Annotated in this window: 20 protein-coding genes; 13 read left to right on the forward strand and 7 right to left on the reverse strand. The window is 36.8% G+C overall.

What is annotated here, in order from left to right; genetic code table 11:
- Positions 1-247 precede the first annotated feature (247 nt).
- The 4 genes from dapF (at position 248) to AC1DKZ_RS17840 (ending at position 2,390) form a co-directional block, all read left to right on the forward strand.
- Positions 248-1,114: a diaminopimelate epimerase gene (gene dapF / locus AC1DKZ_RS17825; RefSeq protein ID WP_002015893.1), complete on the forward strand. Its 867-nt coding sequence runs from the start codon at positions 248-250 to the stop codon at positions 1,112-1,114.
- A gap of 41 nt (positions 1,115-1,155) precedes the next feature.
- Entirely contained in the window at positions 1,156-1,509 is a 354-nt protein-coding gene (locus AC1DKZ_RS17830; protein WP_002034566.1) for a HesB/IscA family protein, read from the forward strand.
- A 164-nt stretch (positions 1,510-1,673) separates the two neighbouring features.
- Positions 1,674-1,859, forward strand: a complete 186-nt coding sequence (locus tag AC1DKZ_RS17835; RefSeq protein ID WP_242247796.1) for a hypothetical protein — start codon at positions 1,674-1,676, stop codon at positions 1,857-1,859.
- A gap of 177 nt (positions 1,860-2,036) precedes the next feature.
- Complete coding sequence (locus tag AC1DKZ_RS17840) at positions 2,037-2,390, forward strand: YxeA family protein (protein WP_061690102.1); 354 nt, start codon at positions 2,037-2,039, stop codon at positions 2,388-2,390.
- A gap of 30 nt (positions 2,391-2,420) precedes the next feature.
- Here the strand turns inward: AC1DKZ_RS17840 and AC1DKZ_RS17845 are convergent, their stop codons facing one another.
- Positions 2,421-2,882 carry a 2-thiouracil desulfurase family protein gene (locus AC1DKZ_RS17845; protein WP_476996758.1) on the reverse strand — a complete coding sequence of 154 codons (462 nt, stop codon included), beginning with the start codon at positions 2,880-2,882 and terminating at the stop codon, positions 2,421-2,423.
- 219 nt (positions 2,883-3,101) lie between these two features.
- Between AC1DKZ_RS17845 and AC1DKZ_RS17850 the strand changes: the two genes are divergently transcribed.
- Positions 3,102-3,983 (forward strand): helix-turn-helix domain-containing protein, encoded by an 882-nt coding sequence (locus tag AC1DKZ_RS17850; protein ID WP_476996759.1) that lies wholly within the window; start codon positions 3,102-3,104, stop codon positions 3,981-3,983.
- A gap of 17 nt (positions 3,984-4,000) precedes the next feature.
- Here the strand turns inward: AC1DKZ_RS17850 and AC1DKZ_RS17855 are convergent, their stop codons facing one another.
- The 3 genes from AC1DKZ_RS17855 to AC1DKZ_RS17865 form a co-directional block, all read right to left on the reverse strand.
- Positions 4,001-5,248 carry an MFS transporter gene (locus AC1DKZ_RS17855; protein ID WP_002015879.1) on the reverse strand — a complete coding sequence of 416 codons (1,248 nt, stop codon included), beginning with the start codon at positions 5,246-5,248 and terminating at the stop codon, positions 4,001-4,003.
- 329 nt (positions 5,249-5,577) lie between these two features.
- The gene (locus AC1DKZ_RS17860) at positions 5,578-6,054 is read right to left on the reverse strand and encodes a GyrI-like domain-containing protein (protein ID WP_476996760.1); all 477 of its coding nucleotides are present in this window, start codon (positions 6,052-6,054) and stop codon (positions 5,578-5,580) included.
- Between the two features lie 178 nt (positions 6,055-6,232).
- Positions 6,233-7,222 (reverse strand): NAD(P)/FAD-dependent oxidoreductase, encoded by a 990-nt coding sequence (locus tag AC1DKZ_RS17865; RefSeq protein ID WP_061690105.1) that lies wholly within the window; start codon positions 7,220-7,222, stop codon positions 6,233-6,235.
- A 464-nt stretch (positions 7,223-7,686) separates the two neighbouring features.
- Here AC1DKZ_RS17865 and AC1DKZ_RS17870 point away from each other — a divergent pair, with 464 nt between their 5' ends.
- The 5 genes from AC1DKZ_RS17870 (at position 7,687) to pepA (ending at position 12,309) form a co-directional block, all read left to right on the forward strand.
- Positions 7,687-8,895, forward strand: a complete 1,209-nt coding sequence (locus AC1DKZ_RS17870; protein WP_476996761.1) for an NAD(P)/FAD-dependent oxidoreductase — start codon at positions 7,687-7,689, stop codon at positions 8,893-8,895.
- A 119-nt stretch (positions 8,896-9,014) separates the two neighbouring features.
- Entirely contained in the window at positions 9,015-9,521 is a 507-nt protein-coding gene (locus AC1DKZ_RS17875; RefSeq protein ID WP_476996762.1) for an NUDIX hydrolase, read from the forward strand.
- Positions 9,518-9,835: a YuiB family protein gene (locus tag AC1DKZ_RS17880; RefSeq protein WP_476996763.1), complete on the forward strand. Its 318-nt coding sequence runs from the start codon at positions 9,518-9,520 to the stop codon at positions 9,833-9,835. Before AC1DKZ_RS17875 ends, AC1DKZ_RS17880 begins: the two co-directional genes overlap by 4 nt.
- An 86-nt stretch (positions 9,836-9,921) precedes the next feature.
- Positions 9,922-10,548, forward strand: coding sequence for a 3D domain-containing protein (locus AC1DKZ_RS17885; protein ID WP_002143595.1), 627 nt, complete (start codon positions 9,922-9,924; stop codon positions 10,546-10,548).
- Between the two features lie 276 nt (positions 10,549-10,824).
- Complete coding sequence (gene pepA / locus AC1DKZ_RS17890; protein ID WP_476996764.1) at positions 10,825-12,309, forward strand: cytosol aminopeptidase; 1,485 nt, start codon at positions 10,825-10,827, stop codon at positions 12,307-12,309.
- 188 nt (positions 12,310-12,497) lie between these two features.
- Here the strand turns inward: pepA and cdaS are convergent, their stop codons facing one another.
- Entirely contained in the window at positions 12,498-13,103 is a 606-nt protein-coding gene (cdaS, locus tag AC1DKZ_RS17895; RefSeq protein WP_002067925.1) for a sporulation-specific diadenylate cyclase CdaS, read from the reverse strand.
- Between the two features lie 143 nt (positions 13,104-13,246).
- On the opposite strand from cdaS, the gene AC1DKZ_RS17900 reads away from it, so the two are divergent.
- Together AC1DKZ_RS17900 and galU are read left to right on the forward strand one after the other, a co-directional pair.
- Positions 13,247-14,971, forward strand: coding sequence for a phospho-sugar mutase (locus AC1DKZ_RS17900; RefSeq protein ID WP_476996765.1), 1,725 nt, complete (start codon positions 13,247-13,249; stop codon positions 14,969-14,971).
- Between the two features lie 152 nt (positions 14,972-15,123).
- Positions 15,124-16,011, forward strand: coding sequence for a UTP--glucose-1-phosphate uridylyltransferase GalU (gene galU / locus AC1DKZ_RS17905; RefSeq protein WP_002015869.1), 888 nt, complete (start codon positions 15,124-15,126; stop codon positions 16,009-16,011).
- Positions 16,012-16,056: 45 nt separating this feature from the next.
- Here the strand turns inward: galU and AC1DKZ_RS17910 are convergent, their stop codons facing one another.
- Positions 16,057-16,650, reverse strand: coding sequence for a biotin transporter BioY (locus tag AC1DKZ_RS17910; RefSeq protein WP_002015867.1), 594 nt, complete (start codon positions 16,648-16,650; stop codon positions 16,057-16,059).
- Between the two features lie 50 nt (positions 16,651-16,700).
- A complete protein-coding gene (locus AC1DKZ_RS17915; RefSeq protein ID WP_476996766.1) occupies positions 16,701-17,444 on the reverse strand; it encodes a DUF3298 and DUF4163 domain-containing protein in 744 nt (247 codons plus the stop codon).
- 96 nt (positions 17,445-17,540) lie between these two features.
- Between AC1DKZ_RS17915 and AC1DKZ_RS17920 the strand changes: the two genes are divergently transcribed.
- Positions 17,541-17,924, forward strand: coding sequence for a hotdog fold thioesterase (locus AC1DKZ_RS17920; RefSeq protein ID WP_404441858.1), 384 nt, complete (start codon positions 17,541-17,543; stop codon positions 17,922-17,924).
- The last annotated feature ends 16 nt before the right edge of the window (positions 17,925-17,940 follow it).

Consider the following 17,940-nt stretch of genomic DNA (forward strand, 5'->3'; position numbering starts at 1 on the left):
CTGAAGCAAAGAAGTTAGGTTGAAGCCCTGTTGCCCGTCCCACACTGATTAAAGTTTCACTTTATTAGGAGTGTTTATTTCGAAAAAAAAAAGCCCTTTTAGAAGGGCTTTTTTCTTACACGATTTGTGTAAGAACGGCCTATTGCCAAAACACTGTCAAATATGAGAAACGGGGGACATTCATATTGTGTTCTAAAAGCATGCATTTTATACTTGAAATAATAAATTACTTTTGGAGTGAATAAAAATGAGCCAATTTTCTTTTACAAAAATGCATGGTCTTGGAAATAGTTATATATATGTAAATATGTTTGAGGAACAAATTAGAGAAGAAGATTTAGCAATTGTAGCGGAAAAGGTTTCAAATATTAATACTGGTATTGGTGCAGATGGAATGATTTTAATTTGTCCTTCTGACGTGGCACCAGTAAAAATGCGCATGTTTAATAACGATGGCTCAGAAGGAAAGAGCTGTGGAAATGGTTTACGCTGCGTAGCGAAATATGCGTATGAGCATAAACTAGTAGAAGGTAAAGTTTTCACAATTGAAACGTTAGCTGGTATTGTTACGGCAGAAGTAACGGTAGAAGATGACAAAGTTACATTAGCGAAAATCGATATGGGAGCACCTCGTTTAACACGTGAAGAGATACCGATGCTTGGTGAAGGAGAAACACCATTTATTCGTGAAAACTTCTTATACAATAATCACCGTTATGCATTTACAGCTGTTTCAATGGGGAATCCACATGCGGTTATTTTTGTTGATGATGTAGAAAAAGCGCCTCTTACAACGTTAGGACCGGTTCTTGAGACGCATGAAATGTTCCCAGAGCGAGTGAATGTTGAATTCATCGAGATTTTGAATGATGAAGAGATGAATTTCCGCGTTTGGGAACGAGGATCTGGTGTAACACAAGCTTGCGGGACAGGAGCATGCGCAGCTGTCGTTGCGGCAATTTTAAATGGGAAAATGGAACACGGTAAAGAAATTACGGTTCACTTAGCAGGCGGCGACTTAATGATCGCATGGACAGAAGAAGGAAATGTATTAATGAAAGGACCTGCGGAAATAATTTGCCGCGGAGTGTATGAGTACAAGATAGAAGCGTAAAGATGTATAATAGAATGAGAACAGAAAGGATGGTGTATTTCATGATTGAAGTAACAGAACAAGCAGCTTTTCAAATTAAAGATATGTTAAAAGATGCTGAAGATGGAGAGAAGTACGTGCGCCTTGCTGTACATGGCGGCGGATGTAGTGGTCTTTCTTACGGCTTAGGATTTGAAGTAGAACCAAAAGAAGACGACACAGTTCTTGAGTTTTTCGGTGTTGAATTTGTTATCGATAAAGAAAGTGCTCCGATTGTAAAGGGAGTGAAAGTTGACTATAAGCAATCTATGCTTGGCGGCGGATTCACAATCGACAATCCAAACGCGATCGCATCATGTGGATGCGGATCATCTTTCCGTACAGCGTCGAATGCTGGTAAGCCAGAAGATTGCTAAGTTTTTTCATCCCTTTATTCTAAGTGGAAATTGAATGGGTAGGTTGCATATAAAGACCTTCTTAGCGATGAAGCCAAATCGTTAGGAAGGTCTTTTCTTTTGCGCTAAAAAGAAAAAGAGCATGACAAAGATAACGAATATATGCAAGAAGAAGGGGATGCAAGATCGACGATATTTTTGAATTCGTAGGAAGATATGTGATTAAACCTATAACTAGATTTGTAAGTTACATTGTAATAGATATCATAATAGAGTGCGTAATAGAAGGTGTAATAAGCGGTATAAGGAAATTACGTGATAAGATTCGTGACAAGTGGAAAAATTGGCGTGGAAGACGTTATTGGCGTTAATAGATTGTCATGACTAGGCTAGATGAGTGTCAATAACGTTTTCAATGAAAAAACACTGATTAAAGTTTTAATTTACTATCTTACAAAAGTGTAATGTTTATGTCATGTTTTTGAATTTCTTCTTTAAAGCGAAGGCCTTAAGATAACAATATAAGAAAAACATATGAGGTGAAGGAATTGAAAAGATATATTGCACTTTTTAGTATTTTAGTCGTATTTGCAAGCCTATTAGTTGGCTGTGATTTAAACCGTATGGGTAAAGATGAGTATTACGTTCAAATTACAGTAGATGGAAAAGAATATCATAGTAAAGCTGATAATGGTGAGAAGTTTAAAGATTACGAATATAAACTAACTGGTTTTGATAAAGACGGTAAAGAGAAAGAATTAGAATTCATAGCGCAAAAAAATCTTCGTAAAGAAGCATTCCTACGTGTATATCATTCAGATAAAAAGGGTGTATCTGCTTGGGAAGAAGTGAAGAAAGACGAGCTTCCTGCGAAAGTGAAAGAAAAATTAGGTGTGAAATAAGACAGATGGAAAAGGAATTGAYGAACAGGGTCAATTCCTTTTTTTACTTTCAAAATCCTCTTCTGAAATGACTTTAAATCCGTTTCTTTTAAATAAAGCAGTTGTCACTCCGTAACCAGTTTGTTTATTGCCGTTAAATTCCCCTGTGTAAATAGTAGAACTACCACAAGATGGACTGCGTTCTTTTAAAATTATATATTCTGGGTTTAAATCTTTTATTTGTTCTAATGCTTTATAAGCACCACGCACGAAAGCTTCCGTGACATCTTGTCCTTCTTTCGTCATTACTTTTGCTTTTCCATCTAAAACATCATCGCCATTACCGCCGATAATTTCAGCAGAAGGGCGTGGTGTTGGTAAACCGCCTAATACTTCGGGACAAACGAGGATGGTATCTTCCCTTTGTAATAACTCTTCTATTTTTGAAACGAGATTATCGTTACCGTCATACCGACAAGTAATACCACCTAAACAAGCACTAATTACAATCATATTTTCATCTCCAATAAAGTTAAATTTTAATCAGTGGGGGTTTTGTCCATCCCCCACTGATTATTAGCCTTCACCAATCGGGCTTTTACGGGCAGTAACCTCCTCGCATTCGCCGAATCTGGAGGTGGGAGTCTTACTGTCCGTTAATGCGGGATAAAAAATATTAAATATCACGCCAATTTCTCTTCCTATTTCTTACCTATAAGTGAGGTGATAAAAATGGGAAGCTTATATAATTTAATGAAACCATATAGTCAATTTCGAAGTAAAGAAGAGTTTAATACATATCAAAAACAAGTTTTGAAGTGCTATCGATTTCAATTGAATAAAACGGATGCTATCATTATTCATTTTTTAGGAAAGTATGCAGTGAATGAGAAACAGAAAACAGTGGGAGTTGCTTGTCCGTTAATGGAGACGATTGCTACAAATGTTGGAAAGAGTATTCGTACGGTACGCCGCTCGATTGCAAAGTTAGAGGAACTAGGAATTATAAAACGTGTTGCGACAAAAGAAAGATATAAGCGCGGGGGATATAGTGCAAACTTATATGTATTTCTTAAATCTGCAATTGACCGCATGGATGACCGTATGAAAATGTCCGCATGTGAAAGTGATGATCGTACAGATGGCTGTAGTGGAAATGAGCAAAAAAATGAGGGGGAAACAATTCTTTCTAAAAACATTCCACAAATAAAAGAGAAAAGAAAAGTAACGTACGAGCTTGATGAAACGTATTGTCGTCACGATATACCGAAGCCTTTTATATACGCACTGGTGCCGATGACGAGTAATCCGAAGAAGATTAATATATTTTGGAGTAAGGTGGAACTTGCTTATAAAAAGAGCGGATTACTAGAGCAAGGTGCTTTATTAGAGGGAATATTAGCTGATGAAGAAGTGTGTGGAAATTTAATTTGGAGGGTGAAAAGTGTTGTGAGAGCGTATAAGTACGGAGAAATTCGTAAAGATGTTGGAGCATTATTGTATAGTACGATGCGAGATTTATTTTTAGAAATTGGATTAGAGTGGGGAGCGGCTTTGAGGCGGAGTAAGGGGATATCGTTATTCGATCCATTTAAAAAGGAGCCATGCGTATAATACATGACTCCAAGTAGCTAATCGAACTTTCTTACAACTGGAACACGAATTGCTACAAATAGTACAAAGACGATAACAGCGATTGCACCGCTTTTCATAACCGTTACAATTGGAATGCCTATCCCAAGTGCAAGCGATGTAAATGCGTAAGAGAGCGGAATGAATCCCATCGATGAAAGCATGAGTAAGCTCATCACGCGTCCCATCATCTCTTCTTTTACTGTTGATTGAATCATTGCCATAAGTGGAACGATAGCCATCGCAATTGTAATACCGTAAAACATTCCAGCTAATAACGCTTGCCAAAGTACGGTGCTAAAGTTGATGGCTAGGAAGAATACACCAGACAGTAGCATCATGATAATACAAAATAGACCACGTCTGCGGTTAATGTTTTTTAATCCGACAATGACAGCTCCTATCGCCATCCCGCCGCCAACAGACGCTTCTAAGTAACTAAACTGAAGTGAATCACCGTGCAGGACGTTTTTGACGAAGAGCGGGAAGCCTACTTGCATTGGGCCGATTAAAAATAAGTTTAAAAAGGCGCTACATATAAGGAAAGTTGAAAGAAATGGTGATTCTTTTACATATGAAATTCCCTCTTTAATAGAAGTAAACATGCCTTTATCTGTTTCATTTTTTTCGGGTACTGTAAATTGTATTTTTTGAACGAGTATCGCAGCGATAATGAGTAGCAGGATTGTAATTGAAAAAATCGTTTCATAGTTCGTAAATTTAATGAGAATACCGCCAAGTACAGGTCCTAAAATGACAGATGCTTGGTTTGTCATTTGAGTAAGTGAATTTGCTTGTGTTAAACGGCTTTTTTCTACAAGTTCAGGCAGAATAGATCCATCTGCTGACCAGAAGAAAGCGTCAGCAAGTCCGAAGAATAAAGCGAACAAAGCAAATGTATATAGTGTTACATCACCGACGATGAACCAGGTGAGAATGGTTGCGACAAGAATAGCGCGAATAATATTAGAGTAAAACATAATATTTTTTTTCGGGAATTTATCAGCTAATGCTCCGCCGATAATCATAAAGATGAGTCTTGGAACACTAAGAGCCACGAAAACAATACCGAGTGAAGCCTCAAGGTTTAATGTTTTTGCTATGTACCATGTTTGTGAAAAAGTAAAAAAGGCTAAAGCAAAACTTGAAAAGAGAGTAGCTGCCCAAAGAAAAAGGAAGTTCGTATTTTTTAATAACGGTTTTCCGCTTCCTTCTAAAGCAGATTTATTTTGTTGTAGTTCCTCCATATTGCTTCCTTTCTATGTACCAAATTTAGACTAAAAAACCTATTAACAATCGTTTTATCCCGCGTTAACGGGCAGTAAAACTCCCACCTCAAAATTGGGATAGGGCAAAGAAGTTAGGTGGGAGACCAACTGCCCGTAAACGCCCGATTGGTGAAGGCTAATACTCAGTGGGGGATGAACAAAAACCCCCACTGAGTATAGTTTCACTTTATACAGTTTCTAATATTTCTATACTGCACTTTCTCATTGTAGACAATAATAATGAATTTGCACAGTGGCTATTTAACGACAAAAAAGAAGATACCAAAGGGTATCTTCTTTTTTGTCATTCACGCTAAGGCAATATAAATATCCACTTGTACGTTATTTGGATCTACTGCATTTTCGTCATAAAGCTCAAAGTCTGTTGTAAAAGCACGCTTGTTTTCTTTCGACCATTGCCAAATATATTCCCAAGCTTCACAAACGACTTCAGACACAGGACCTTTTCTCGTTGTAAATACCGCATACGTAGCAGTAGGTATTGTTAAAGTTATCATATTTTCAGGAACGTCTTCTAATGAAGAAACAGGCATGCCAATAGTAAATTGATATGTACCAGTTTCATCTGATTCGTAGTTTGAGTAGAAAGCGAATGTTTCTTTTGTTTGTTGATTTGGGATGTGATGCATGATTTGTTCTTGGAAGTATTGGTTCCAAAGTTGTGGGATTTTTCCTTCAGTAGATGCTTCTTTCTCATTTGTCGTCGTAATAGAAACGCCGATTGCTTGGAAAGCTTCTTTCTTAATGATAATAGGTTCTTTCATTATAAAATTCCCCTCCATTGAATGAAACGTACGTTCTGTTTTATTGTAACATATTTTAGGAGTATGTGGTATTTTTTTCTAAAGTACATAGCTGTGAAGAAAGAGAGGTAATTTGGATTAGGGATCTTTATAACAAAAGAACTCCTTTCACGTAAAAGGAGCTCTTTTCATTTCTATATTAAAACATACTTGAGCTATGCATTGGTTGAAGTTTTGCGTTTGGATCGAAGTAAGCTTTTGCATTGTTTACTGCTGTCGGTGCTTCACCAAAGCCGCAAGCAATGAGTTTTACTTTTCCTTCATATGTACAAATGTCACCAGCAGCGTAAATGCCAGGAATATTTGTTTCCATTTTTGAGTTCACGAGGATGCTGTTCTTTTGAATATCTAAGCCCCAATTTTTAATTGGACCAAGTGAAGAAACGAAGCCGTAGTTTACGATTACGTCATCAACATCGATGATAATTTTTTCTTCTGTTTTTACGTGCTGAAGAACAACTTGTTCAATAGTATCATCACCGATAAGTTCAACTGGAACGTAAGGTGTGCTTACTTCTGCACGGGAATTCATTAAGCTTTCTACGCTATGTTCATGTGCACGGAATTTATCGCGGCGATGAGCAATTGTAACTTTGTCCGCAATCGGTTCTAACATCATTGTCCAATCTACTGCTGAGTCACCACCGCCGAATACAACGACGCGTTTTCCAGCAAATTTATTCATATCATCAACGAAATAATGTAAGTTTTTCTTTTCGTATTTTGCTGTGCCTTCTAATTCTAAGCGGCGTGGTTGGAAAGCACCATTACCAGCAGTAATAATGACAGATTTAGAGTAGTGAGTTTGTTTATTTGTAACAAGTTTAAATATACCGTCAGCTTGTTTTTCAAGCGTATCAACAGCTTCTTCTAAGCAAACAGTTGGATCGAACTTTTTCATTTGTTCTTTTAAGTTATCAACTAACTCTTGTGCGCGCACTTTTGGGAATCCAGCTACATCATAAATATATTTTTCGGGATATAGTGCGGATAATTGCCCTCCAAGTTGAGGTAAGCTTTCAATAATTTTTACACTTGCTTGTCTCATTCCGCCATAAAATGCGGTGAATAGTCCTGTTGGGCCACCACCAATAATCGTTATGTCGTAAACTTTTTGATTTTCTGTCATTTTCATTCCCCCTATAGATGATGGAATTTTAATATTGATTTCATATATTGTTCATATGTACATGAAAATCCTGCAAATGATGACACTTTCAAATAAATGATAGCATATTTCAGTTAATAATACTTCTGGAAACGACTGAATAATAAGTAAGTTTGCGCATAGATGTTTTAGAATTGTATAAAATATAGCGAAAGGAAAATACATGAAAAAAAGGCTGAAAAACCCTTGAAAACGCTATGTTATTTTAAAATATTGATAATTCTCTAGGTGCTTGAATTATGGAATGAAACCGACTAATATAGGGAAGTATTATGTTAAATTTCTATGACAAATTTCGTACGATTTTTTGACTGCGTTTTGTTATGATATAGAATGTGATAAATTCCACATTCTTGACAAATAGAGTTTTTAGTACTTGGTATTATTTTTTATTACTATTATATAAAGAAAAGGGTTGTGATTTAGTGAAGACTCCAAAAATCGTAGTTTTAGGTGCAGGTTATGGCGGGATGATTACGACTGTTCGTCTGCAAAAAACATTATCTGTAAGTGAAGCTGAAATTACGTTAGTAAACAACAACAGCTATCACTACCAAGCAACTTGGTTACATGAGAGTGCAGCTGGTACATTACAAGATGATAAAATCTGTCTAGATATTCAAGACGTTATCGATACAAATAAAGTGAACTTTGTACAAGATACAGTAGTAGAGATTAAAGCTGCTGAAAAACGTATTATCTTAAAAGATGGTGAATTAGAGTATGATTACTTAGTAATCGGTCTTGGTTTCGAATCAGAAACGTTCGGAATTAAAGGATTAAAAGAGCATGCATTCTCAATCACTAACATTAATGCAACTCGTCAAATTCGTGAGCATATGGAAGAAAAATTCGCTCAATATGCGACTGAAAAACGTGATGAGTTAGTAACAATCGTTGTTGGTGGCGCTGGATTTACTGGTATCGAGTACGTAGGTGAGCTTGCAAACCGTATTCCTGAACTTTGCAAAGAGTATGATGTTCCACGTGAAAAAGCACGTATCATCTGTGTAGAAGCTGCTCCAACAGCACTTCCTGGTTTCGATCCAGCATTAGTAGAGTACGCTGTAAAACAACTTGAGAAAAAAGGTGTAGAATTCCGCATCGGTACAGCAATTAAGGAAGCAACTGAAGAAGGTATTATCGTTGCCAACGGTGATGATGCTGAACTTCTTAAGTCTGAAACTGTAGTTTGGGCTGCAGGTGTTCGTGGTAATGGTATTGTGGAAGAGTCTGGATTTGAAGCAATGCGCGGACGTATTAAAGTGGATGAGTACATGCACGCTCCAGGTCATGAAGATGTATTCATGGTTGGTGATGCAGCGTTAATCATCAACGAAGAAATTAACCGTCCATACCCACCAACAGCACAGATTGCAATTCAAGAAGGTTATAATATTGCACACAATTTAACTGTGTTAGTTCGCAGCAAAGGTGAAATGAAAAAGTTCGCATTTGATAATAAAGGATCTGTATGTTCATTAGGTCATGACGATGCAATGGGCGTTGTTATGGGCAAAAAGTTAACAGGTTGGAAAGCTTCATTCATGAAGAAAGTAATTGACAACCGTTACTTATTCTTACTAGGCGGACCTTTATTAGTTCTTAAAAAAGGTAAATTGAAGTTCTTTTAATATATAGTAGAAAAAGCAGAAACGGCTATGAGCTGTTTCTGCTTTTTTCGTATTGAAAATATAGTATAATAAACAAAAAGAAAGAATATTCTGTTCGTTTTGATGGAGGAGGTTACATCATGGGGAAGCGAGGGAAAGTGTGGTTAGCTGTCAGTGGCTTAGTAGCTACAGAAGATGGGAGATGGCTATTCGTTAAGAAAAAATACGGTGGATTGAAAGGGCAATGGTCTTTACCTGCTGGTTTTGTTAATGAAGGCGAGACTGTTGATGAAGCTGTGAAACGTGAAATATTGGAAGAGACAGGCATTGTTGCTCATGTAAAGGGGATCATTGGTATTCGCTCAGGTGTTATTCATAATGAAATTAGTGATAATATGATTATTTTTCTTCTAGAGCCAGAGGGAGAAGAAGTTATCGTACAGGAGAAAGAATTGTCGGAAGTAGCTTTTTTACATCCGGAAAATATTGCAGATGATCAAAATACTTCTGTACTCATCAAATATTTATTAGAAGGAAGAGCAGAGTCGCATTTTGAAATGGACAAAACATTAAATCCAGGAGAGCAATTTGGTTATACGGCTTATCATGTGTTTACGGCGTATGCGAAGGAGAGGGAGAAGAAGTGAGTATACCGGTACTACTTATTTCAATGATGTTGTTCTTTATTTTATTTTTTGGAATTGGATTTTTACTCAACATGATTTTGCGAGCTACGTGGGTAATGGTTATTGTATATCCAATTATTTGTATGCTTATTATTAATAAAGCGAGTGTATGGGACTATTTTTCAAAGCCAAAAGAAACATTTTCTTCATTTGGGACAAGTGTATCGCATTTAGGACACGCAGATGTGTTTATTCTATCTACTGGATTAGTAGGTGCTACTTTAGCAGGAATCATAATTAAAAAACTTCGAAAAAGTGGATATCAAATGTTTTAATCTCCAATCAATTTGGAGATTATTTTTTTGCATATTCCTTCATCGTATAGGGAATGATTAACGATGAAGGAGTGTGGAATATAAAAATGTTAAAACGATATTGTATTCGCATTATGATGACTTGTTTACTTGCATTCGCATTATGCGTAACATGGCAGGCTTTCACAGGAGTTTCTTTATTAGAGATTATAAGATCATATGAAGGAACAAGTGTAAAAGAAGTACATGCAGCAGAAATTGAGAAAAAAGTTGCTCCGAGTAAAGAAGTGATAAATGCTTTAGAACAGGCAAATGACTGGTCTAAATATCGTGTTATAGAAATGACTGCAACTGGTTATACATCAGGTATAGAGTCAACTGGAAAGAGGCCGGGGCATCCAGAGTATGGCATTACATATTCAGGTGTTAAAGCAAAAAGGGATTTATATTCCACAATCGCTGCCGATTTACGCGTATTCCCGCTTGGGACAATTCTATTCGTGCCAGGTTACGGATATGGTGTTGTAGCTGATAAGGGCGGTGCTATAAAAGGAAATCGTCTCGATTTATATTATGATACGGTGAAAGATGTTTATAGCCAATGGGGTAAGAAAAAAGTAAATGTGTATATAGTGAAAATAGGAAATGGTAAGTTTTCGGAAGAAGAGTTAACGATGTTAAATCAAGACGAAACGATGCAAGTGTTTCGTGGACAATATTTAAAACAAAGATAGTCTAGTGGCAATAACGCTAGACTTTTTTCTTGTCTTATTTCACCATAGAAGATATTGGAGATAGTATCTTTATCCTGCTATTTGCGGCCGGTAAAACTCCCACCTAAAAATTCAGCTGGGGCAAAGAAGTTAGGGGGGAGCCCTGCTGCCCGTAAACGCCCGATTGGTGCGGGCTGATTAAAGTTTCACTTTATATGAAATAACAGAATTTAGAATTGTCGCATTTTATCGAAAATAAAGTTATAATGGACGTAGAGAAATTTAGGGGGTCTGAACATGTTTCAAGTACAAAAAGAATTAGTAAGTCATGAAGCGGTAATTGTTGCCTTATTTGAAGAAGATAAAACGAGTAGCTTTGTACAAGAACTGGATAAAGCGTTTGAAGGACAATTACAAGTTTTATTAGAAGAAAAAGAACTTTCAACTAAGAAGAAAGCCATTTCAAAAGTACATAGCTTAGGAAAAACAAATGTTAAACGTTATTATTTTGTTGGTTTAGGTAAGAAAGAGTCATATACAACAGAAACGTTACGTGCGGCTCTTGGTAAGGCGTTTAAAGCGTTACAAGCAGCAAAAGTACAAGATGCAGCAATCTTACTTGATTCTTTCGTGACAGATAAATTAGATGTGATTGATGTAGCTCATATTGCGGCAGAAGTACAAGGTCTTGGTACATATGAATTACAAACGTATAAAACAGATAAAAAGGATCGTGTAGAATTAGAGAAGTTTACGGCTATTACAGCAGAAGATGCACAAGAAATTGAAGCAGCATTAACGGTAGGATACGTACATGGACGTGCAACGAATTCAGCTCGTACGCTTGTAAATATGCCGCCAAACGTATTAACAGCGACAAAGCTTGCTGAGTATGCAGTTGAATTAGCAGAAAAATACGATATGGATTATAAGGTTCTTGAGAAAGAAGAGATGGAAGAGCTTGGTATGGGTGCATTACTTGCAGTAAACCAAGGATCTACTGAACCTCCAAAAATGATCGCTCTTATTTATAAAGGAAAAGAAGAGTGGAAAGATGTAATTGGATTTGTTGGAAAAGGGATTACATATGATACAGGCGGTTATTCTTTAAAACCACGTGAAGGCATGGTTGGTATGAAAGGTGATATGGGCGGCGCTGCAGCTGTTCTTGGCGCGATGGAGATTATCGGTGAACTTCGCCCTGAGCAAAATGTAATTGCTGTTATTCCATCAACTGACAACGTTGTAAGTGGTACAGCATTTAAGCCAGATGATGTGATTACATCTATGAGCGGAAAAACAATTGAAGTATTAAATACAGATGCAGAAGGTCGCCTAGCGTTAGCTGACGGTATTACGTATGCGAAGAAACTTGGCGCAAATTACTTAGTTGATGTTGCAACATTAACAGGCGGTGTAATTGTTGCACTTGGAAATCATACAACAGGCGCGATGACAAATAATGAAGAATTGTTTGAACAAGTGTTAGAGGCTTCTATGGAAACGGATGAGCCAATTTGGCAATTGCCGATTTTTGAACGTGATAAAGAACGTGTCAAAAGCAGTAAATTTGCTGATTTAAATAACTCACCAGGCCGTGAAGGACATGCGGTTATGGCTGGGACATTCATTGGTGAATTTGCAGAAGAAACACCATGGGTACACTTAGACATCGCTGGAACATCTGAAACATCAGGAGCACATGATTTAGGACCATCTGGAGCAACAGGTGCAATGGTGCGTACACTTGCAACACTTGTTGAGCGTTTCGGAGAAGAATAATTTTTGAAGAAAAGGCTGTCTCAAATTTTTGGGATAGCCTTTTCTTATTGATATGGTATGACTATTGTAAGTTTTTGTCGGTAAGTCGATACTCCTTGTCGAAACGTCGATATATTTGGAGTTACGGTTGATATAATTTCATTATTATTTTACCGTTCCAAAAAGTGCTACATAGTGAAAGATTCGTCCTATAAAGAAATCGTATATAACGTCCCGCCTAAAGCGAATGAAGTACGCCCTGTTTCCTCAGAGACAACTAATATAAGTGCATCAATTTTCTCGGATAAGCCAATTGCAGCCCTATGACGTGTTCCTAGCTCAGGATTGATTTCCATGCTTTTTGTTAATGGAAGAATATTAGCTGCTGAGACAATATGATTATTTTTAATGAGAACGGCTCCGTCATGAAGAGGGTTCCCTGGATAAAAAATCGATTCAAGTAGTGGTGCGGTTAAGTGTGCGTTTAATGTCGTTCCAGTTTGAATGAAAGAATCAAGAGCGTCACTTCGTTCCACAATAATAAGAGCACCGTGTTTTCGAGCGCTTAAATGTTGGACAGCTGTAGTGATGAAATGTGAACTTTCTGTATAAGGTGATAAATATGCTTGAATATAATATGTAGCTGCTAACGTCTGGACATTTGTTAACATATGATGAATATCTTCCATTTTACATAAAATACATTCATCTTCTTTATCGATTGCATGCTTCATGTTTGATAATTCTTTTTCAGCAATTTCAATCATCTGCTTTGTTTTTATTTTGAGCTCTTCTGACAAGCCCCATTCTTGCATAATCCTCATTCCCTTTGGTGGAGTATTTAACCATAGTGTATACAAATATTTATAGTAAAATCCTGCTAGATTTTAAAAAATATTGAGATTCAGGTTGTTTTTTTCATATAATGAAGGTACGACAGGCGAGAGGAGATGGAAGTATGAATTGGAAACAAGAATTTAGTCGCTGGCTTTCATATGCAGAATTAGACGCAGAATTAAAAGAACAGCTAGAAAACATGAAGCAAGATGAGAAGAAAATCGAGGATAGCTTTTATAAAAATCTAGAGTTCGGAACAGGTGGTATGCGTGGTGAACTTGGTGCTGGTACGAACCGTTTAAATGTATATACAGTTCGTAAAGCAACAAAAGGATTAGCTATGTTTATTGAAAAATTAGGTGAAGAAGCGAAAAAACGCGGTGTTGTTGTCGCGTATGATTCTCGTCATAAATCACCTGAATTCGCAATGGAAGTAGCTGCTACTCTTGGTGCACACGGTATTACAACATATGTATTTGAAAGCTTACGTCCAACACCAGTGCTTTCTTTCGCAGTTCGTCATTTACATACAGCAAGTGGAATCGTTCTTACGGCAAGCCATAATCCGCCCGAATATAATGGTTATAAAGTATATGGTGAAGATGGTGGCCAGTTGCCTCCAAAGGAAGCTGATGAGTTAATTAGCTACGTAAATGCAGTAGAGAATGAATTAACAGTTGAAGTTGCTGATGTTGAGCAATTAAAAGCTGACGGTTTATTACATATAATTGGACAAGAAGTAGATGATGCTTATGCAGCAGAATTGAACAATGTCATTATTAATAAAGAGATGGTGAAAGAAGTAGGAAAAGATTTAAAAATCGTCTTTACACCATTGCATGGAACATCAAATATTTCGGTACGCCGTGGTTTAGAAGAAGTTGGATTTACAGATGTAACTGTTGTAAAAGAGCAAGAGTTACCAGATCCAAACTTCTCTACAGTAAAATCACCAAACCCAGAAGAGCATGCAGCGTTTGAGTATGCAATTCGCGACGGTGAAAAAGTAGGCGCAGACGTTTTAATCGCAACAGATCCTGATGCAGACCGTCTAGGTGTAGCAGTTCGCAATCACGTTGGTGAGTTCCAAGTATTAACTGGTAACCAAACAGGTGCGTTAATGCTTGATTACTTATTATCACAAAAGAAGGAAAACGGAACGCTTCCAGAAAACGGTGTTGTTTTAAAAACAATCGTAACGTCTGAAATTGGCCGTACAATCGCAAAAGCATACGGTTTAGATACAGTTGATACGTTAACTGGATTTAAATTTATCGGTGAAAAAATTAAACAGTATGAAGAAAGCGGACAATATGAATTCCAATTCGGTTATGAGGAAAGCTACGGTTATTTAATCCGTCCATTCTGCCGTGATAAAGATGCGGTGCAATCCGTCCTATTTGCATGTGAAGTAGCTGCATACTACAAATCACAAGGTAAAACGTTATACGATGGTCTGCTAGAAGTATTTAAGAAGTATGGGTTCTTCCGTGAGGACCTTGTATCGTTAACGTTAAAAGGAAAAGATGGTGCCGAACAGATTCAAAAGATGATGGCAACATTCCGTGAGAATCCTCCGAAAGAAGTAGCTGGTTTAACAGTCGTTGCAGTGGAGGATTATAAAGAAAGCATCATTACAACGTTACAAGATGGAAATAAGGAAGAGATTCACTTACCGAAATCAAATGTGTTAAAATATCAATTAGAAGATGGTTCTTGGTTCTGCTTACGTCCATCTGGAACAGAGCCGAAAATTAAATTCTACTTTGGTGTACAAGATGATTCCTTACAAAATAGTGAACAAAAGTTATTTACTATTAAAGAAGATATTATGAATCGTTTATAATAGAATAGAATGCTACTGATAGGAAAAGAGGAGAACGGAGAACGGCCTCCTCTTTTCATGTAGTTTTGTTTGATGTAGAGGATTATTACGAGCGAGTGATATAAATTTGCACTTTACTAAGAGAATTAGAATGAAAAGCGAGGGTATTTGTCATGAAAAAAGTGAGAAAAGCAATTATCCCGGCAGCGGGATTAGGAACACGCTTTTTACCAGCAACGAAAGCAATGCCAAAAGAAATGCTTCCAATTGTAGATAAACCAACAATTCAATACATCGTAGAAGAAGCAGTAAAATCAGGCATCGAAGATATTATTATCGTTACTGGTAAAGGAAAGCGCTCTATCGAAGATCATTTTGATAACGCATTTGAATTAGAGCAAAACTTATTAGAGAAGAAAAAGTATGAGTTACTTGAAAAAGTACAAGCTTCTTCTAAAATGGTAGATATCCATTACATTCGACAAAAAGAACCAAAAGGATTAGGACATGCTGTTTGGTGCGCACGTAAATTCATTGGTGATGAGCCGTTTGCAGTATTATTAGGCGATGATATCGTTCAAGCTGAAAAACCATGTTTACGTCAATTAATGGACGAGTATGACAAAACACTTTCTTCTGTTATTGGTGTACAAACTGTTCCTGAAGCAGAAACACATCGCTACGGAATTATTGATCCGTTAGAGCAAGAGGGACGTCGTTATCAAGTTCGTAAATTCGTTGAAAAACCAGCGCAAGGTACTGCGCCTTCAAACTTAGCGATTATGGGACGTTACATTTTAACTCCTGAAATCTTTATGTTCTTGGAACAGCAACAAGTTGGAGCGGGTGGCGAAATTCAGTTAACGGACGCAATTCAAAGCTTAAATGAAATTCAACGTGTATTTGCATATGATTTTGAAGGAAAGCGTTATGACGTTGGTGAAAAATTAGGATTCGTTCAAACGACAATTGAAATGGCATTGCAGCACCCAGAATTACGTGATGATATGCTAGTAATGATGAAGAAAGTTTTAGACGAGCAAATGAAGCAAGAGTCTTAATATAATAAACAAGGAGCTGTTCCTATAGGAACAGCTCCTTGTTTATTATGAAATCGTCGAATGAGAATGCTGATAAGCGGAACGACGTACAGCATAGTATATGCGAGGTGCGATAATAGCGCCGATAATTGTAAACGCAATATCCTTTACTGCGAACCACATCATAATCATCCAGGCAGCTTTATAACTCATATTACCACCCATGAAAATATTGACTGCCCCGTACATATAAGTAGTACCGATAATATACGTTAAAATGATTCCGACGAAAGAAGAAATTGCAAAGGTGCTGAATGTTGGTCGTTCTTTTTGTTCTACTAGTTTTCCTGATACGTAAGCAACGATAATAAATGCGATAATAAAACCACCAGTAGGATCTAAAAGTGCTCCAAATCCAGCTTTGAAGTTAGCGAAGATTGGCGCACCTGCTACTCCAACAAGCATGTAAACAGTCATTGATAATGCCCCAAGTCTACTCCCGAGAAGAAGACCTGCTAAAATTGCGAAAAACGGTTGCATAGATAATGGAATGCCCGCTATTTGTAAGAATGGTGCCCACGATACAATATTTGCACCAATAGCCATAAGAGCGACGAACATGGCAGCTAATGCTAAATCTAAAACATGAAGCTTCTTCATAATGTTAACCTCCAGTTGTGTTTAGGTTAACATTATCGTAGCGAAAATATTTACTTGTTGTCAATCAAAATATTTTGATAAGAAGGCTTTAAATAGTCTCTAAGCAATGTGTATGGAATACGAAACTGCGGAATTCCGCTTGAATAAGGAGCAATTTCATATAAAGGGAAATAAATCACAAGATTATCGGGTTCTAAAAAGTAGTGAAACTTTTTAGTGCTCGTTACTTTTTCGACTGCATCAGGAAAATAAATGCTTTCATTTTGTTTAATTTGTCTTACAATCTCTGTGCGAATTATTTCTTTATATGTATCCTCTTGTTGAAATAAATCGTCTAAGTGTAATAATTTTTTTTCGTTTAAATCAAATGTATTTGCCTTCCACGTATACAGTCCGTGCGCTCCGCCTGTATATTGATAGTAATTCACATATAGACTTAGGAAAGGTGGTTTGTTTAAAGCTACTTTATAGTCAACATTTGCAACGTATGGATGAAAAGGTTTGCTAGATCCTTCTGTTTCTTCATAATATTTCTTCGCTTCTTTTTCTAATTTACTTTTAAATTTAGTAGTAGAGTTTTTGTAATAGGAATTCAGCTTATTTTGAAATTTCGAATCAGAAAAGTTGTGAAAGGAAGGCCTATTAATTTGATATTCTATATAAGGTTTCTTACCTTTTTGCGTTACAGTCTTAACATTGATTGTCAGGTTGGATGCTTTGGCTGCTATTGCACAATTTGGTACAATAGTCAGCAAGGAGAACATAAGCAATAGTATACAAAATTTCTGTTTCATTTAGGTGAAACCTCCTTATATAAGTGTTATAGGTAGTTTGAAATTAAACAGGTAAAATTATACATTTGATCTAAAGGGAGAGAGGTTGAAAACGATATGTCAAAAACTTTAATGGATTCGCTTGGAATTGAGTTGTTAGAAATGACAGAGGATAAAGTAGTTGCTACAATGCCTGTTGATGAACGTACGCATCAGCCGTTTGGATTTTTACATGGCGGTGCATCTGTTGCATTAGCAGAAACTGTGGCAAGTGTTGGTTCATACAATTTAATTGATCAAGAAAAATGTATTTGTTTCGGATTAGAAATTAATGCAAATCATATTCGCTCAAAGAAAGATGGAATTGTAACAGCAATTGGAACACCGATACATAGAGGACAATCGACAATGGTTTGGGATATTCGCATCATTGATGAAAATGATGATTTACTATGCATATCAAGATGTACAGTAGCAATTAAAGAAAAACGTGAAAAATAGAAAAGAGGCAGCTCTG

The sequence above is a fragment of the Bacillus sp. 05T21 genome, from assembly GCF_056396785.1.

Coding starts and splice junctions, on each gene's coding strand:
- dapF (WP_002015893.1), top strand. CDS start 248: ATGAGCCAATTTTCTTTTACAAAAATGCATGGTCTTGGAAATAGTTAT.
- AC1DKZ_RS17830 (WP_002034566.1), top strand. CDS start 1,156: ATGATTGAAGTAACAGAACAAGCAGCTTTTCAAATTAAAGATATGTTA.
- AC1DKZ_RS17845 (WP_476996758.1), bottom strand. CDS start 2,882: ATGATTGTAATTAGTGCTTGTTTAGGTGGTATTACTTGTCGGTATGAC.
- AC1DKZ_RS17850 (WP_476996759.1), top strand. CDS start 3,102: ATGGGAAGCTTATATAATTTAATGAAACCATATAGTCAATTTCGAAGT.
- AC1DKZ_RS17855 (WP_002015879.1), bottom strand. CDS start 5,248: ATGGAGGAACTACAACAAAATAAATCTGCTTTAGAAGGAAGCGGAAAA.
- AC1DKZ_RS17860 (WP_476996760.1), bottom strand. CDS start 6,054: ATGAAAGAACCTATTATCATTAAGAAAGAAGCTTTCCAAGCAATCGGC.
- AC1DKZ_RS17865 (WP_061690105.1), bottom strand. CDS start 7,222: ATGACAGAAAATCAAAAAGTTTACGACATAACGATTATTGGTGGTGGC.
- AC1DKZ_RS17875 (WP_476996762.1), top strand. CDS start 9,015: ATGGGGAAGCGAGGGAAAGTGTGGTTAGCTGTCAGTGGCTTAGTAGCT.
- AC1DKZ_RS17885 (WP_002143595.1), top strand. CDS start 9,922: ATGTTAAAACGATATTGTATTCGCATTATGATGACTTGTTTACTTGCA.
- pepA (WP_476996764.1), top strand. CDS start 10,825: ATGTTTCAAGTACAAAAAGAATTAGTAAGTCATGAAGCGGTAATTGTT.
- cdaS (WP_002067925.1), bottom strand. CDS start 13,103: ATGCAAGAATGGGGCTTGTCAGAAGAGCTCAAAATAAAAACAAAGCAG.
- AC1DKZ_RS17900 (WP_476996765.1), top strand. CDS start 13,247: ATGAATTGGAAACAAGAATTTAGTCGCTGGCTTTCATATGCAGAATTA.
- galU (WP_002015869.1), top strand. CDS start 15,124: ATGAAAAAAGTGAGAAAAGCAATTATCCCGGCAGCGGGATTAGGAACA.
- AC1DKZ_RS17910 (WP_002015867.1), bottom strand. CDS start 16,650: ATGAAGAAGCTTCATGTTTTAGATTTAGCATTAGCTGCCATGTTCGTC.
- AC1DKZ_RS17915 (WP_476996766.1), bottom strand. CDS start 17,444: ATGAAACAGAAATTTTGTATACTATTGCTTATGTTCTCCTTGCTGACT.
- AC1DKZ_RS17920 (WP_404441858.1), top strand. CDS start 17,541: ATGTCAAAAACTTTAATGGATTCGCTTGGAATTGAGTTGTTAGAAATG.